Raw genomic sequence first — 16,585 nt, forward strand, 5'->3', positions numbered from 1 at the left:
GTTCGTATAAGTTCTTCGGATTTACTCTTTCACCGCACCGATCGTCAAACCTTGAATAAAATACCGTTGGAAGAACGGATAGGCGAAAATAATCGGTCCTGTCGCAAGCACGACCATCGCCATCCGCGACGTATCCTGCGGCAGCGATTGCAGCAAGCTCACGCCGATGGACGGGTTATTCGTGTTCTGAAGCAGGAACTGCATGCTGTTCTCGATTCGCATAAGCATCGACTGCAGCGGCACGAGATTCGGCGAATCGATATAGAGCAGTGCATTAAACCAATCGTTCCAGTATCCCAGCGTGCTGAACAAACCGATCGTTGCCAGTCCCGGAAGCGAGAGCGGCAGCACCAGCTTGACGAAAATGCCGAACTCGCCGGCTCCGTCGATTTTCCCGGATTCAATGATCGCGTCAGGCACCGACGTACTGAAGAACGTCCGCATAATCATCATATAGAACGCATTGCCGGCCAAGGGCAAGACCAGCGCCCACAGCGAGTCCTTCAGTCCCATAAGCTGTGTAACGACGATATAGGTCGGGACAAGCCCCCCGTTGAACAGCATCGTGAAAAAGGCGAAAAATCCGAAGAAATTGCGGAATTTAAAGCTTTTTCTAGAAATCGCATAGGCAAAAGTAGCCGTCAGAAGCAGGCTGACAATCGTTCCGACGACGGTCACCAGAATCGTGACGCCGTACGACATCAGCAGCTGATCTCCCGCTTTGAACAAGTATCTGTAAGCTTCCAGGCTCCACTTCTCGGGGAAGATCCGGTACCCGTTCGTACTGAGCGACTTCTCGTCCGTGAACGAGATGATCGTTACGAACAGGAACGGAAACACGCAAGCTAGCGCAAAGATTCCCGCTACGAGATTAAAGAGCACATTGAGCACAGGCGGTAATTTATGAAAGTCACGACTTTTCATCGGTTTCGTAATCACGCTATTTCCCTCCTTTCCGTTCCGTTCATTAGAACAGCGCGTTATCCTTATCATATTTCCGGACAATATAGTTGGACGTCATGACGAGAATGAAGCCGATCACAGATTGATAGAGACCCGCTGCGGTACTCATCCCGATCTCCCCGGTCGATTTGAGGCCGCGGTATACATAGGTGTCAATTACGTTCGTGACCGAATACAGCGTTCCCGAATCTCTCGGCACCTGCAAGAATAAGCCGAAGTCGGCATAGAAAATACGCCCGATCGCGAGCAAGGTCAAGATCGTCATCAGCGGCTTCAGCATCGGGAACGTAATGTGCTTGATTTGCTGCCATTTGCTTGCGCCGTCAATCATTGCAGCTTCATAGAGCGACTTGTCAATCCCCATAATCGCCGCCAAATAAACGACGGAGCTGTAGCCTACCGACTTCCACAGGTAAACCAAAATGATAATAAGAGGCCAGTACGTCTTATCGTTATACCACTGGATCGGATCGACGCCGAACGCCGCTAGAATATGGTTGAGCATCCCTTTATCGAAGCTCAGGAAGCTGAACACGAAATAGCCTACAATGACCCAGGATAAGAAGTAAGGCAGGAACATCCCGGTTTGGTACACTTTGGCCAGCTTCTTATTGGCGATTTCCGATAAAATAATCGCGAGCGCCACCGAGAGTACAAGCCCGACAACGATAAACACCGTATTATAGAGCAAGGTATTGCGCGTAATGATATATGCATCGTTCGTGCTGAATAGAAATTTGAAATTTTGCAGGCCGACCCATTTGCTTTCCATTATGCTTGCCCAGAAGCCGTCCCGGCTATAGCGGTACTGTTTGAATGCAATCACCATACCGGCCATCGGTAAATACGAGAAGAACAGGAACCAAAGCGTCGCCGGCAGCGCCATGAGCAGCAGCACTCTGCTTTGTTTAACATCTCTCAGAAATGCTCCTATTCTATTCATACAATCACCCCTCATCTTGAAGATTAAAAAGATCAGGCGAATGCTTTACATTCGCCTAATCCAGCATCTGATCTTATTTCTTATTCGCCGCTCTCCAAGCATCGATCTGGCTTTGCGCTTCCGCCATGATTTTATCAAGCCCGGCCGCTTTGAACTTCTCATTCGCTTGCGGGATGAATTTCTCCGGATCGACGGTACCCGTCATCAAGGTTGCCCAGAATTCTTCTTTGACGTTCTGAACCGCCGCAATTTCACTCGTTACTTTCGAAGGATCGAAGTTGAAGCCAAGCAGCGGTGCCGGTACGCCGGTATCGTTAAACTTTTTGAACTCGTCCCACTTGTTGTCAGGATCTTTCTGGTCTTTGTACGTCAGCAGGACGTTCCCAAGCGAGAAGGTCGGCATATCGTAATTTTTGGATTCCGGCAAGTTTTCCATTTTATCGTTATCCAGCTTTTTGTAATGGACGCCTTCGATACCGGAATCAACCATATTGCGCAGCACCGGATCCGTATTCAGCAGGTTCAGGAACTCCATCGCTTTCTCCGGATATTTGGAATTCGCCGAGATCGCTTGCATGGAGCCCATAACGGACCAGTTGTAAATGAAAGCCGGGCTGGCTTGTTTGGAAACAACCGGATACCCGTAGCTGGCCGACCACAAATTGTCTGCGAACGGTTGATTCGTCGCTTTGTCCGCGAACCATTTGCCGGTCACTTGAACATCGTTCAGCGAGCTGAGCGTTGCCGCTTCCGTTGGGATATACCCCGCTTTGTAATATTTGTTCATCGTTTGAAGCGCTTGCTTCATTTCCGGCGTATCCAGAATGTTAACGACTTTGAAATCCGGGTTGTCGACTTTGACAGCCATCGGCATTTTCTCGATTACATAGTCATATGGAACGTAAGGCATGAACGTTTTGTCCACGGCTAACGCATATACATTCGGCTCTTTCTCTTTAATCGCTTTCAACAACGGCTCCAAGCTTTCAATGGATTTCACATTATCTATATTCAAGTTGTATTTATCGACCAGGTTTTTATTGAAACGCCATACGTCTTGCGCCGGAAGCTCTTTATTCGCCGGCACGCCGTAATTATGGCCGTCAACTTTGGAGCCGTTCAAGAATGCCGGGTCCAACGCTTTCACAATGCCTTGTCCATTTTTTTGGAGCAGCTCGTCAATCGGCTTGAATGCGCCTTTCCGAGCGTTCTGCACATAATCGAAGGCCCATGAAGACGTGAACATGATATCCATCGGTGTTCCGGAAGCGGCCATCACCTGCATTTTCTGCGGGTAGTCGCCCCAGTCGATCATGTTCATTTTCACCGTTACGCCGATTTTCTCTGCCGTATATTTACTGACCTCGGCCATAACGCGGTCAACGTCCTTCTGCGGAGTACCGATCGTATACCAAATCAATTCTACCGGTTTGTCCGGTGAACCCGCTCCATTGTTATCGGCAGCGTCTTTACTGCCGCATGCGCTAAGTACCATAGAAGCTGCAAGCGTCAGTCCGAGTGTCGCAGCCAACCGTTTTTTGATCTTGCTCATTCTTGTATCCTCCCTGTTGAGTGCTCTAATGTATAAGCCCGAGGGGGCTATATTTACAGTACCTCATGAAAGCCGTTACAAATAGACGATAAATTAAATGTATCGGTGTACAAATCAAAGAAAAAACAGAAAAAAGGACTGCACTCCAGTTTTCCCTAGAGCAGTCCTCTATAATCGGTTGGGGATATCCCCACATACTTCTTGAATTGTTTATAGAAATAACCGACTTCCCAATACCCCACCTCTTTGGCAATGACGTGCACCTTGGTAGTCGTCGTTTTGAGCAGCTCCTTCGCTTTCTCGATCCGGTACCGGTTGATATATTCCGTGAACGATTCATTAATTTCTTTGTGAAACAACTGTCCTAAGTAAACAGGATGGATATGGTAGTGAGCGCCAAGCATTTTGAGCGACAGCTCTTCCGCGTAAGATTGATGAATAAATTTCAATACCTGCTGCACAATCGGACTTCGAACGTCGGAGAGTAAGCAGCCGATGGTCATATCGGCGACCTCTACAATCACTTTCTCCAAATCGTCCAGCGTTACGGCGCTCCTGATTTGTTGAAACGCTTGATGATAAACGTCCGCTTCCTCGGTATGGCGGATCGCTTTCAGCTCCATTTTGAAATGAATGACCATCTCATAAGCGATATCTTGAAAATGCTGCGGCGTGATACCAGGCAGCGCTTGCATGCGTTTGAAATCCTGCTGAATCAGCAGACGCAATTGCTCTTGGTCCTTAGCCACAATCAGTTTGGCATAGGAAGGCCAGTCTATGATGGAGAAATCCGCCTTGGGCTGACCTTCTTGAAACTCCAGCTCCGCAGCGTCAATCATGAGCAGCTCGGGATAGATCCAGAAATATTCCTGCGCCTTCTTCGCCGCCGCGTAACTGCATCCCGCCTGCTCCGCAAGAAGCTCCACGCTGCCAATCGTGATGCGGAGCAATCGGTCATGCTGCTCGACTTGAAACTGCCGGAGGTGCTCCTTCAGTTCTTTCCTTTCCCGCTCGGCATCGTTCATGAACGCCAGCAGCACGATGTCTCCATCCATGTCGGAGAATGCGCTCAACCAGCGGTGCGGCTCCAAACGCCGAGTGAGAAGCTCGAACATTGCTGCGGCGCCGGATTCGGCTCGAAGTATAGAAACGGCCACATAGGTACAGTCGAGATCGATGCCCAGCAAATCGGCCCGCTCGTAGAATTCAAGCGGCGCCATCTGGTTCGTAAGCCACCGCTGCAAGGTGTTGTCCTTCAGAATTTGCTTGTTGTAGGCTTGGACTAATTGTGTCTCTTTGGAAGAATGCAGCTTCTCCACCGTATTATGCAGCGTCGCTTTCAGCTCTTTGATATTAATCGGCTTCAGCAAATAATTCTCAATGCCGAGCATCATGCCTTCTTTTAAATACCCGAACTCGTCGAAGCCGCTGAGCACAATCACCTTCAACTCCGGATGAACGGATCGCGCATGTCGAATCAAATCCAAGCCGTTCATGACAGGCATCGAGATATCGGTCAGCAAAATATCGACGGAAGTTTCCCGCAAAGCTTCCAAAGCTTTCTGCCCGTTGCCGGCATGTCCGACAATTTCCAGTCCTGCTTCCGCCCAATCGATAATGTCATACAAACCTTCGATAATGAAAGGTTCGTCGTCTACAAGGAAAACTCTAAACATCGTGCCCCTCCTTCCCGTCGTCAGCAGGCAGCCATACATCGATGCACGTTCCCCGGCCCGCTTCACTGTGCACTTCAATGCCGAATTTACCGCCGTAGAGCAGCTTCAGACGTTGATTAATGCTGCGCAGACCGAAAGATTCTCCTTCCGTTTCCTCCGATTGCAGCAGCATCCCGATCTCTTTCAACCGCTCTGGGGATATGCCGTTGCCATTGTCCTCCACTTGAACGTGCAGGAAGGGTTCCTCAAGTCGAACCCGGATATGCAGCTCGTTGTCTGTGCTCTCGCTTCGCAGTCCGTGCACGATATAATTTTCGATGATGGGCTGCAGCGACATTTTCATCACACGGCGGGAAGCCAGCCTGGGATCGCACGCGATCGAATAAGTGAATTTATCCTTATAGCGAATCTGGAACAGTTCCAAATACAAGCGGCAAGCTTCCAGCTCGTCTTTCAGCGTGTAATTCCTCTTCTGCTGAACGAAGCTGCGGAATAATGCCGATAAACTGTAGATCATCTCACCTACGTCATGAGCGCCCTGGGAAATCGCCCGCATGCGGATCACTTCCAGCGTGTTGTATAGAAAATGGGGATTGACCCGGGCCTGCAAGGCCGTTAGCTCCGTATGCTTTTGTTTGATCTCCGCCTTATATACACGGTCGATATACTGATTCAGTTCATCGATCATCTCGTTAAAGCTGCGCGATATTTGGCCGAGCTCATCCTCCCGGTTATCCTGAATCCGCGCGGTCAAGTCCCCTTGCTTGACCTTCCGCGTGAACCGGATGATGAGATTAGTTCGTTTGGCGACATTCAGCACGACCAGAGAAGGAAGTAATATCGCAATCACAATGCAAACCGCGCCGATCGAGAAGATCGTGCTTCCGATTCGCCAAGAGGAAGCCGCCAGCTCCTCTTTCGGCATCAAGCCGACGACGATAAAATCCCCTTTGTTTTGCGTAAGCTTCGTCACATAATCTGTCTTGCTCAGGTCGTTATGTTCATACATCGCGTTCACCTGATCCATGTGCGGATAAGGCTTGCCGTAATACCGATCGGAAGAGTCGAACAGCACGCCTCCATCCGAGGACAGAACGAGTATCGTCCCTTTCAGTTCGGCCTGCTCATTCGATAATACGTTCCAGATGCCATCCGAGCTGAAAAATACAACCTGTTGACCGATGTTTTTCAACGTTTGCTTATCGCTGATCGGTGTCCGCACCGAGTACAAATGATTATCCCATTGATTCGCGGCATCCCGCAGCCAAACGTTCGGCAGCGAGACGCTCTTGTTGTCCAGCGCCATCACATCCGGGATGTAGGAATGCGCCGCGTTCGCGGAGATCATCCTCATCGGCCGGTTATGGCTGAGGACATACAAGACTTGCTGGTCCACACTGTACAGCATCAGATTGCGAATGTCCGCGTCATCCTCCAAACGGTTCTTGAAATAATCCAAGCCGTCATTCCACGTGCTGGTTCCGCCCATGTTATATTGTTCAAGACTATGCTGCACATATTCTTGAAAGGGGTGCTGCAGCATGAAGGAGACGCCGGCCGCCAGCGAGCTGTCCCTGTACAGCCCGAATAAGATGGACTGCGCGGAGTCATACTTTTGCCCCAAATAATTGTTTACGTTCGTCATCGCTTTCTTCTGAATATCCAGTTCCCGGTTGATGGCCGCTTGCGACATTGACCGGTACATGAAATACGAAAATGAAATAATCGTGAGAATGGTAATCAAAGAAAACAGGAGCAGCAGCTTCATGAACAAGTTGTTTCTTAAGTGCGTTATACCCAGTTTGCCGAACCCCATCAAGGCTATCATCTCCTGCTCATAATCGGGTTCATTATAACACCAAGGAACGCCACATGAAAATGCGGGAATAGGAACGAAGAATGCCGCCGTATCCTACACCCCACAGCCCCGAACGAATTCCCGTTAGGAGGATGTACGTGTTTCCTGCAAGCTGCGCTTCGTCCCTTTCACCGATAAGATGAAACAGAATAACAAGACTAGGCACGCCAGCGTATACGGGTAATTGACATCCAAGTCGAATAAATATCCGGCTGCAATCGGTCCCACAATATTGCCAAGACTGGTGAAAGCGGAGTTCAGGCCGGCGACATAGCCTTGCTGATCCTTAGCCACCATGGACATTTGCGTGCTGATGGCCGGCCGTAAAATATCGATCGCCAAAAATACGACAAAGGTCACGGCAAAAATCATCCAGAATCGGTGAACGAAAAGCGTCAGCAGAATAAACAAACCTGCAAACAGCAGACATAGGGAAATGACGCGCTTCTCCCCAAAACGTTTCAATATCCAGCTGAAGGCCGTCATTTGAACCACGGCACCGGCGATGGACCCGAACGTTATGATGAAGGCGATATCCTTAGGCTGAAAGCCAAATTTCTGATCCACGAACAGGCCGAAGATCGTTTCGAAATTAGCAAGTCCGAACGACATCACAAAAACGATGATTAAGCTTAAGAAATACGGCTCTTTGTAAGCATTCCTCAATTGCGTAAGCAAACCCCTTGGTTCAACCGGACCGGATGGCGTATCCGCTGCATGCTCCTGATCTTGGCTTGGAAGCGACTCCCGAAGGAAAACCAAAGTGATGCATGCCGCAAAAACCGCCGCAGCCGCCGCGGCGTAAAAAGGTACGCGGATGCCGAATTCAGCGATATAACCGCCGATGCCCGGTCCGATAATAAAGCCCGTTGTAATCGCTGCTGTAATATACCCCATCCCGACTGCGCGTTCTTCCGGTGTCGTGATATCCGCTGCGTAAGCCATAACGGCCGGCATAATCATGGCGGCACTGACGCCGCCCAGCAATCTCGAAACAAAGAGCAGGCCGGCCGAACCGGCTAATCCGAACATCGCTTCCGAGACGGCGAACACGATCATGCCGGCGACGATCATTCTTTTCCTGCCGAATGAATCGGCCCAACGGCCGGCCACTGGCGAACAGAGAAGCTGCGTCAATGAAAAAGCGGCAACCAACAGGCCGATAATTCCTCCCGTAATGCCCAGACTCTCCATGAACTTAGGCATAATCGGGATGACAAGCCCTATTCCGGAAAAGACCAATAGTAAATTAAACATGAGAATGAATAATGCTCCCTGATTTTTTGTCAATAATTTCATGACAAAGTTCCTCCATTAATCGAATAATAATCCTGAATAAATATTCAGTATATTGACAAAAAAAAGGCTAGCGGATCCGCCTCGCAATGCCCTGCAGAAACACATCCATAGCCAGCCGATAAGCCTCTAGCGCTTCCTCTCGTTCCATTCTCCGGCTATGTTGACTTAGCCCCAGCAGCAAACTGTCCAAAATAATCGCCAGACTGGACACATTCTTGATTGCAAATTCATCGTTATCGATTCCCTGCTGAAGCAGCCGCCGATTAAATTCAATGTACCCTTGGACCATTTCATTTATCCGCTCCTCCACCTCCGGAGCTTTCTCCGCGTTGTTGAAAAACTCATCAGCGGCCTTCGTCAAGGGGTGGCTCATTTGATCAAGCGCCAAATATTCAGCCATACCGTACAGTTTATCGGTTGTAGTCAGGTACTGCTTTTCTTTAACCAGCCATGTCCGATCCCATTCCCTGTTCCAATCTTCAAGTAAGTATACAAAAAGCCCTTCCTTGTTCTTGAAATGATAATAAATGTTACCGGCACTGCACCCCGCTGCTTTGACAATGTCTTCAATGGCCGTTGCTTTGTAGCCCTTTTGAGCGAATAAAGCTCGCGCCGCATCGGCGATCTTCTTCTTTGTTTGCTCGGCTTGCTGTTGCTTTTTATTCACGCATGCTTCACCACTTTCCAGCTGGCAGATCTTTAAAATGAGAGTCATCCATTATACTGAACATTTATTCAGTATAGGTGATAAGTGAAGTCTTTGCAAACTTATCGTGTCAAAAAGAAAACAGCCGCTCCTTGACGGAGCGGCTGCCGCGGCGTTGGTATGGTACTAACTCTCTCTTTATTTTATGCCCTTTTGACATTGTCGCTTTCCAATATTTCAATGTACCCTTCCGTTCCATGCACGCGAATGCGCTGCCCGTCTTTGATGAGGGTGGTTGCATTCTCCACGCCAACAACGGCCGGCAAGCCGTATTCGCGAGCGATAACCGCTCCGTGGGTCATCAGTCCGCCAACTTCGGTAACTAAACCTTTGATCGATACGAACAAGGGGGTCCAGCCAGGGTCCGTAAAGGCGGTGACTAAGATATCTCCCTCTTCGATATCCGCATCTTCCATATGCAAGATGACGCGGGCTCGACCTTCTATAACACCGGAAGACACAGGTAGACCTGCAATCGCTTCGGTTGGCAGATTGTCTCGGTTGTACTTGCCCACAATGATTTCACCATCCGATGTAATCACTCGTGGAGGCGTTAGTTTTTCGTAAAATTTGTAATCCTCTTTCCGCTTGTTGATGAGCTGATCATCGAGATGATTAGTGCGTACAACATCGTGAAGTTCTTCGAAAGTGAGATAGAAAATGTCCTCTTTCTCACGAATAACGCCGGCTTGAAGGAGTCGTACGGCGTCTTTCATCAAAGCCTGTTTATACACGAAGTAGCGGCTGATCATGCCGTATTTCGGATATTCACGATATCCGATGAATGACCGGATGAGGCTGATCATTCGTTTAGTCTCGCTAGCTTTTGCTTCGCCATCCGGTAATAGTAGCAATCGTTCTAATAGCTCTTGCTCTTTCTCCAAAGCTTCCTGTCGCCCTTGTTCAAATTTCCGAATGCCGGCATTAGGCTCAAAGCTTTTGATATTATTGAGAATCATAGGGACAAGTGCCATGGGTTTCTCACTCCACCGCGTTCTCGTAATATCGATCTCCCCGGCACATCGCATGCCGAATTTATGGAGATAAGCGTTGATAGCGTCTCGCGCTTCCCGGCCGCCCTTCAATCTAACGAGTTCCTCCAAGAAGTTATCCGCTTGAACCTGCTGTAAATACGCAATCACTTCCGGATAAGGGCGAATCACATCCGCGACATCCAATAGCGCCAGACCCATCTCTGAAGTAATATTGTTCGGTACGGATTGAGAAAGTGTATCCGCTGCGTTTTTTTCGCCTAACCACTCGTTCATTTTTTCATTGATCCATGTCGTGGCATTAATAGCAGCCATGAACACAGCCGTACTTTGCGGGTCAAACAGGATCTTCTTTAATTGCTGGATATCTTCCAGAATAAAATCAAACAATTCCGGTCCCGATTTCGCTTGGATGTTTTGTTTTAGCTCTTCGATCGACGCTTGATTACGCTGAATCAAATCAGCAACGATTGTCGGATCGTTCTCGAATGGTACCGGCCCATCTGTATGATTTCTGCCAGGCATCGGTGGCGTTTGATCATTTGGCAGCAATTGTATAAAGTCTCGCTCGATGACGGTCATGAGTGCGCCTTTTATGAGCGGATCGGATCCTATGGTATTTAATAAAGCTTCCCGGCCGGCAAGTGTAGTGAGCCTAGGTGCAACATCGATAAACAACCTCCCCGCGGCTTTACGCATAGGTGCAGGAGTGATTAACAGGTAAAAAGACAATCCCAACGGTTTGATGGGATCCGTCATCATTTGTTGATGACCAACCGATAAATAGACGTGCTTTTCTTGGTCATTCGTTTCAGGGACCGGGTATAAAGTCGTGATTGGCCGACTCTGGACAATATAAAACATATCATCGGCCAAACACCATTCGATATCTTGCGGGCGACCGAAATAGGCCTCGATCTGTCTTCCTATGCGTGCCAGCTGCAGAATTTGGTGTTCAGACAGCGTTTGACTCTGCTGCTGATCGGGATCGAGCTGCCGGGTCTCCGTTCCGCCCTCTTTCCGACCATAGATCGCCAATTTCTTAGTCGCAATCCGCGTCTCGACGATTTCCTCTTCCTGAACTTTATAACAATCCGCAGATACCAAGCCGGAGACGAGCGCTTCTCCAAGTCCATAACCGGCATCGATGGAGAGCAACTTCCGATTGGAGGTCATTGGATCAGCCGTAAATAAAATGCCTGAAGCTTGGGGGAAAACCATCTTTTGAACGATAACGGATAAGTAAACTTGCCTGTGATCGTAGCCATTCTGCATCCGGTAGATGACCGCGCGATCCGTAAATAGGGAAGCCCAGCATTTGCTGATATGGTGCAAAACGGCTTCTCGGCCGATGATATTTAAATAGGTGTCTTGTTGCCCGGCAAAAGAAGCATGCGGCAAATCCTCAGCAGTCGCGCTAGATCGCACGGCATAAGCATGCTCCTCGCCATATTGGGAGAGATACTGCGTCACGGCCTCCACAACATCCCTCGGAATCTTCACTTCCATAAGGATTTGCCGAATTTCCCTGCTGATCTCACCAATTTGATCCCGATCTTCTGCTTTTAGCATGGTTAATCGGTCCAACAAAGCAAGATACGTTTCGTTTTGTTCGATGGCTTTTTGAAAGCCTACGGTCGTAACACAAAATCCTTCGGGTACATGTATGCCTTGAATTTTAGATAATTCCCCTAAATTTAAGCCTTTTCCGCCGACGAGCAAAAGCTGTTTCGTTTCGATTTCGTGGAAGCCGAGAACCAATGAAGGCATGCCAAATCACTCCTAATCATGAATTTGAGAAAACCATTTGACAAGAGTTAACCGGTCGTGATACACTTAAGATGTAAGATAGAATAAATGTGTTCGTATCACGAAAAACAGTCGTGATCTGATTATATCATCGTGTTTGTTTATGTGCAATACAGAAGAACCTGGACAGTATTTCCAGGTTCTTTTTTTGATGGACAACGGCAGCCGAGCGTATGCAGGCTGCCGTTGTCGATTAATGCATGTATGTATTCTTCACTCGTTTGGAATTCAATTATTTCCACTCCATCCCTGCCTGTTGAAGCATACCTTTGATGGCATTGGAAGCTACCTTGAACAGCTCTGCTCCGGAATATCCTTGGTACTTCCCATCTGCCGCGAGATGAGGCTCCAGCGATAGAAACCCTTCGTACTTCCGATCTCTTAAATTAGCAAGCAGCTCTGCAAGCTGACCATCCCCTTCACCGGCCGGAACGACCTTCCCTGTTTCCAAGAGCGCATCCTTGATATGAATATAGGATATATAATCATCTACAAGCGGGTGTGCTTCTGTCATAGGGCGGACACGACACTGAATATAGTTTGCGGGATCGAATGCACAGCGGAAATGTGAAGATTGGCAAGCCTCTAACAGGACTCGGCAGCGCTCTCCCGTATCCCCATAAATATGCTTCTCATTCTCATGCAGCAGGATCACGTGCTCTTGTTCCGCGATCCGGACAAGCTCCTTCATTCTAAGGAGCACTTCTTCCTTGTAGTGATCGGGGCTCTCTCCGCTTGGTATGAGAAACGAAAAAATACGGATGTACGGCGTTTCGAAAAATCGGGCCAAAGCGATGGCTCGTTGAAAATCAAGCAAATGAGGCTCAAAATCGTCCGTGATCTTGATTTTCCCGATTGGCGAGCCGATCGACGAAACTTGGATACCCCGGCTGTCTAATTGCTGCTTTATGCGCTCTACCTGAGCGTCCGATAATTTCAATACATTGGTTTTCCATACGCTGCGCAGCTCCAGATAAGAGATGCCCTCCGCGGTCAACGTATCTAACTGCGTATCCAAATCAGGTGAAATTTCGTCCGCAAATCCAGTTAAAGTGATCAATGCCATTCCCTCCCCTTATAGAGAGCGGGTCAAGTAAGACCCATTCTTACCCATTTTCTTTCGATGCCTGATGGAGGATCCCCTTCTATGCCTCTCAAGGTTTACCAAAACACAGCAAGGCTGCCGATTCATTTCCACCGGCAGCCTCGTTTTTTTATATACATAGAAGATCTTAATGCTTAGCCCCGCACTCAAGTTCATCCGCACGTACTAGGATGGGTCCCCCAATGAAAAAAAGCAATGGACCGCTGAAAAACGCAATACAAAGAAAAATAAAAGCTATTTGAGCTGCCATTCTATTCCTCTCCTTTACACCGATTATGACAGGCAACGTAATTCTCATACCTATCATAAAGTTGAAAAGAAGGAATGTAACCCACCAATTCATCATTTTTTACGCCATCCACTACTAATGTCTTTACTGGAAATAACGGATGTAAACCAAAAAAACGACAACCAAGATAACAACATAAAGCGCATTGAGAAGGGTTAATCTAAGAATGTTGCCTTTGGTTTTGTTGCTGTACTGACTTCCTTCCGTTTGGTTAGCTTTCGATATGCCTACAGCGAATGTGGCCAGGAGCCCAATAAATGCAATAGCGGCAATGAAAATATAGGATAACACAAGATCACCCTCTAGTTGATTGATTGTATGATGTGCGTTCTCTTCTTGATCCCTTGTTACTGGCCTTCTTGTTCATCCGTATTTACAAAAAAGAAAGCAGGTCCTTTCAAGCGTTCCAATATGATGGCCCGCGTTTCTTTGGATGGCACGACTTCCTCGAGCGTAATCCGCATACAGTCTAACCATGCCTCCGCACGACTTGGCGTAATTGGGAATGGCATATGCCGCGCCCTCATCATCGGATTCCCGTGTTCAGCCGTATATAACGGAGGGCCTCCGAAAAATTGCGTCAAAAACTGATATTGCTTCTCGACCAAAGAATCTATATCCTCAGGAAAAATAGGCGCAAGACTTGGATGAGCAAGAACTTTCGGGTAAAACGTCTCTACGATTCTCCGTATTGTCGCTTCTCCTCCGATATATTCGTATAATTCCATGAATGATCCCCCTTTGAAAAAGTAAAAAAAGCTTATATGCCTTCTACAAGTTTAAGTTTACCTCATTCTCAAAGTAAAGGATGTTATTGTAATCACACTGAATGAGATCAAATAATGAATATTTCTTTCGGCCTCCTCCTTCTCAAACAGCATCCTTCCCTCCTTGTGCCCGACTTAAGAATCGGCCTCTCACCACGGAAATCGCCCAATATATCAGCGGTGAACATTCTATGAAGTAGGCAAAATTGACCCAGGCATGCGTGATAAAATGATTAAGCTCGATCAAGTTTTTAACGGAATGCATAGACATTCCCACCATCACTGCCCCAATCGAGAAGGAAAGCGGTCTGGAGTCTTTAAGCTGCAGGAGTTGTGAGGAAATGAATACAGCCATATAGAGCAGGATGCTAATTTTAATAAATAGTCCTGCAATCCAAATGGCCACTACAATCGGGTCTAAATTTTCCAAAAAATCGCCTATGCGAATGAATCGCAGCATTTCTAATATGGGATATGTGAAATGTGCCATTAACGCCTCATCAAATAGCAGAATACACAATAAAAAATAGACCTCAAAGAAAAGCAGACTTATCATAGAGGACCATAGTAAAGTCCGAGGCGTTTTCTCTGCGTTAGCAAGGAAGGGAAAGATGAAAATGACTAAGAACATTTCGCCGAACCATGGAACAAACGGATAGCTCGTCTGAACCAGATCGCCTAAACTTAGATTGGTTAGTAAGGCAATGCCCCGATGGTAATCCAATTCTTTGCCCACTAGAAAGGGAACCAACGTTGCTGTGGAGAAAATGACAAAAAAGAATCCCGCGGCACATCGGAATATGGCCTCGATCCCGGACCTCACAGCGATGGCGATAACGAGTCCAAATGAGCCGGCAATAACCCATGCTGGCGTTGAAGGCAAATAAATCTGCACCAGAAAATCTGTAGCCTGCCGGAGGACAATCCCGGCTAGATGAATGAAGAAAAAGGCATAAATCACCATCATGATGAAGTTGATCCATCGGCCGACCACTTCCTTCCCATAATGAATCAAGAATTCATTCTGCCGCTTCTTTACATATGCAATCGATAAGCAGGCTATCAGGAGCCCGCCGGTGTGTGCGATGAATATGCTTACCCACCCCTGATAACCTGCTGTACTCGTCAGAGGGCCAATCAGAAAACCGGCGGCGGTTGAGAAATTAAATAAAACAAACATCAAACCCAGTTCGATTTGTCTGATTCGCTGCATGCCGACATCCTTCCCCTCATTCATCCCAGATGAATTAGAAATTAAAGACATATTCAATAATCCGGTTAACGCTTGGCAGATCATAAGCATGAATAGCCATTATATATAAATAAGCGGCTGCAAGAAACGAACCTGCAATCCAAAACGTTCTCGGTTTACGCCTGTGCCGAATTAGAAACTGGAGCTCATAGCCCGCTATTGCCACAAACACGATCGTTATGCCAATCATGAACAATCCTCCGATTCCTTCTAGTCTCGAATAACTGTATTTTTTTCGGTTCCAGTCCGTTTGACGAAGATTCGGGCATCTACATGAAACTCGCAATTGGCATATGTTTCACGCCAATGGCTCTTGATTTCTTTCCACTTCTTGGGGTATTTCCATGAGACCATTTTTCCGAAATTGAATACGTCAGCACCTTTGGATTGAGTCGTTCGCAATGTTCGAGTAACCCTGTCCTTCAACTGCTCCGATAGCAAGCTCTCAAGCATTCGTATTTGTTCGGGATCCATTAAATCAAGATTGGATTCAGAGGACAGCACATCATCCTCAGCTTCAATACGAATGCTGAATTCAATCTTGTCACCATGGACGATGGGGGTAATAGACGATTTGGAGGTTTGGATCAGAAAGCTGATCGTTTTCCCGTCCGTCGGTGAATGAATCGAGTTCATCGAACTCATCATTTTTCCATTAAGCCAGAGTCCTGCCCGCATCCCTATAACATCTAATGTTCCGACCATAGTCCCGCTTTTGAAAAGCGCCGCGCCATCTGTTCCAACCCATGTGCTCATTTTCCCTTTCTCACTGACCATCTCCATTTGCCCAATGGTCAGCAAACCTGTCACCATATCCCCTCCCGATGCTTCGGCTTCCAGAAAGTCCTTGATTGTCGCACCAAGCGTCACATTTCTCTGGGCGAACTCACGCAATACTTCGGATGGAAGCCGTTCGAAGACTGGGGTTAAATTGGCAATATCTTTCCCTGTGGTTGGAGAGACAAACAAAAAGGTTTTGGTATGGAAATTCGGTTCACGCGCCGTGAACTCTAACAATTGATCAATCCCGAGTTCCGCCATTTTGCGGCCGATGACAATAACACGGCAGTGGCCCCATGAAATTTCCCTTGACAGGTCCGAACGGATCTTCCGAATGGCCACAGGGATACTCTCGCCTCTTTTCGTAACGATGGAGTAGGGGTTGCCGCTAGTCCCTCCCAGAGATAGTCCGATTCCAGTCGCCATTCGATTGGGCAAAGGAAACCCTAACGAAACTTCATAGACGCCATCTTCCGGGTAATCAATAAACATCGCGGTCACAAAAGCGCGGTCATTGATCTCAATCCTTGACCAACACCCGCTCAATATGATTATGCAAGCAAACAGGCCAAACGCTCCTATAAGACGCTTCAT

13 protein-coding genes are annotated in these 16,585 nt (G+C 47.7%); all 13 read right to left on the reverse strand.

From position 1 onward, the window contains the following. Positions 1-21: 21 nt before the first annotated feature. The 13 genes from J2X61_RS02640 to J2X61_RS02700 all read right to left on the reverse strand — a co-directional run bounded on the left by J2X61_RS02640 (position 22) and on the right by J2X61_RS02700 (position 16,585). Positions 22-924: a carbohydrate ABC transporter permease gene (locus J2X61_RS02640; protein ID WP_274467416.1), complete on the reverse strand. Its 903-nt coding sequence runs from the start codon at positions 922-924 to the stop codon at positions 22-24. A gap of 43 nt (positions 925-967) precedes the next feature. Then, on the reverse strand, positions 968-1,906 hold the full coding sequence (locus J2X61_RS02645) for an ABC transporter permease (protein ID WP_274465810.1): 939 nt from the start codon (positions 1,904-1,906) through the stop codon (positions 968-970). A 73-nt stretch (positions 1,907-1,979) separates the two neighbouring features. Beyond that, positions 1,980-3,458 (reverse strand): ABC transporter substrate-binding protein, encoded by a 1,479-nt coding sequence (locus tag J2X61_RS02650; RefSeq protein ID WP_274465811.1) that lies wholly within the window; start codon positions 3,456-3,458, stop codon positions 1,980-1,982. A 155-nt stretch (positions 3,459-3,613) separates the two neighbouring features. Beyond that, the gene (locus tag J2X61_RS02655; protein ID WP_310185732.1) at positions 3,614-5,134 is read right to left on the reverse strand and encodes a response regulator; all 1,521 of its coding nucleotides are present in this window, start codon (positions 5,132-5,134) and stop codon (positions 3,614-3,616) included. Next, a complete protein-coding gene (locus tag J2X61_RS02660; RefSeq protein WP_274465813.1) occupies positions 5,127-6,950 on the reverse strand; it encodes a sensor histidine kinase in 1,824 nt (607 codons plus the stop codon). Before J2X61_RS02660 ends, J2X61_RS02655 begins: the two co-directional genes overlap by 8 nt. A 126-nt stretch (positions 6,951-7,076) precedes the next feature. Then, positions 7,077-8,291 carry an MFS transporter gene (locus J2X61_RS02665; protein ID WP_310185733.1) on the reverse strand — a complete coding sequence of 405 codons (1,215 nt, stop codon included), beginning with the start codon at positions 8,289-8,291 and terminating at the stop codon, positions 7,077-7,079. Positions 8,292-8,358: 67 nt separating this feature from the next. Further along, positions 8,359-8,958 carry a TetR/AcrR family transcriptional regulator gene (locus J2X61_RS02670; RefSeq protein WP_274465815.1) on the reverse strand — a complete coding sequence of 200 codons (600 nt, stop codon included), beginning with the start codon at positions 8,956-8,958 and terminating at the stop codon, positions 8,359-8,361. A gap of 182 nt (positions 8,959-9,140) precedes the next feature. Further along, complete coding sequence (gene ppsA / locus J2X61_RS02675) at positions 9,141-11,759, reverse strand: phosphoenolpyruvate synthase (RefSeq protein WP_310185735.1); 2,619 nt, start codon at positions 11,757-11,759, stop codon at positions 9,141-9,143. A 271-nt stretch (positions 11,760-12,030) separates the two neighbouring features. Beyond that, on the reverse strand, positions 12,031-12,858 hold the full coding sequence (locus J2X61_RS02680; RefSeq protein ID WP_274465817.1) for a sugar phosphate isomerase/epimerase family protein: 828 nt from the start codon (positions 12,856-12,858) through the stop codon (positions 12,031-12,033). A 681-nt stretch (positions 12,859-13,539) separates the two neighbouring features. Continuing rightward, complete coding sequence (locus J2X61_RS02685; RefSeq protein ID WP_274465818.1) at positions 13,540-13,920, reverse strand: globin domain-containing protein; 381 nt, start codon at positions 13,918-13,920, stop codon at positions 13,540-13,542. Between the two features lie 142 nt (positions 13,921-14,062). Continuing rightward, positions 14,063-15,223, reverse strand: coding sequence for a GerAB/ArcD/ProY family transporter (locus J2X61_RS02690; RefSeq protein ID WP_310185737.1), 1,161 nt, complete (start codon positions 15,221-15,223; stop codon positions 14,063-14,065). Further along, positions 15,207-15,401 carry a hypothetical protein gene (locus J2X61_RS02695; RefSeq protein WP_274465820.1) on the reverse strand — a complete coding sequence of 65 codons (195 nt, stop codon included), beginning with the start codon at positions 15,399-15,401 and terminating at the stop codon, positions 15,207-15,209. Before J2X61_RS02695 ends, J2X61_RS02690 begins: the two co-directional genes overlap by 17 nt. Positions 15,402-15,421: 20 nt before the next feature. Next, the gene (locus tag J2X61_RS02700; RefSeq protein WP_274467417.1) at positions 15,422-16,585 is read right to left on the reverse strand and encodes a Ger(x)C family spore germination protein; all 1,164 of its coding nucleotides are present in this window, start codon (positions 16,583-16,585) and stop codon (positions 15,422-15,424) included.

Source organism: Bacillus sp. 3255, assembly GCF_031456485.1.
Taxonomy (GTDB): Bacteria; Bacillota; Bacilli; order Paenibacillales; family NBRC-103111; genus Paenibacillus_E.

Bases quoted from the DNA above. Each gene is read 5' to 3' on its own strand.
- J2X61_RS02665 (WP_310185733.1), bottom strand. From the start codon at position 8,291: ATGAAATTATTGACAAAAAATCAGGGAGCATTATTCATTCTCATGTTT.
- J2X61_RS02695 (WP_274465820.1), bottom strand. From the start codon at position 15,401: ATGATTGGCATAACGATCGTGTTTGTGGCAATAGCGGGCTATGAGCTC.
- ppsA (WP_310185735.1), bottom strand. From the start codon at position 11,759: ATGCCTTCATTGGTTCTCGGCTTCCACGAAATCGAAACGAAACAGCTT.
- J2X61_RS02640 (WP_274467416.1), bottom strand. From the start codon at position 924: ATGAAAAGTCGTGACTTTCATAAATTACCGCCTGTGCTCAATGTGCTC.
- J2X61_RS02645 (WP_274465810.1), bottom strand. From the start codon at position 1,906: ATGAATAGAATAGGAGCATTTCTGAGAGATGTTAAACAAAGCAGAGTG.
- J2X61_RS02700 (WP_274467417.1), bottom strand. From the start codon at position 16,585: ATGAAGCGTCTTATAGGAGCGTTTGGCCTGTTTGCTTGCATAATCATA.
- J2X61_RS02690 (WP_310185737.1), bottom strand. From the start codon at position 15,223: ATGTCTTTAATTTCTAATTCATCTGGGATGAATGAGGGGAAGGATGTC.
- J2X61_RS02650 (WP_274465811.1), bottom strand. From the start codon at position 3,458: ATGAGCAAGATCAAAAAACGGTTGGCTGCGACACTCGGACTGACGCTT.
- J2X61_RS02655 (WP_310185732.1), bottom strand. From the start codon at position 5,134: ATGTTTAGAGTTTTCCTTGTAGACGACGAACCTTTCATTATCGAAGGT.
- J2X61_RS02660 (WP_274465813.1), bottom strand. From the start codon at position 6,950: ATGGGGTTCGGCAAACTGGGTATAACGCACTTAAGAAACAACTTGTTC.
- J2X61_RS02685 (WP_274465818.1), bottom strand. From the start codon at position 13,920: ATGGAATTATACGAATATATCGGAGGAGAAGCGACAATACGGAGAATC.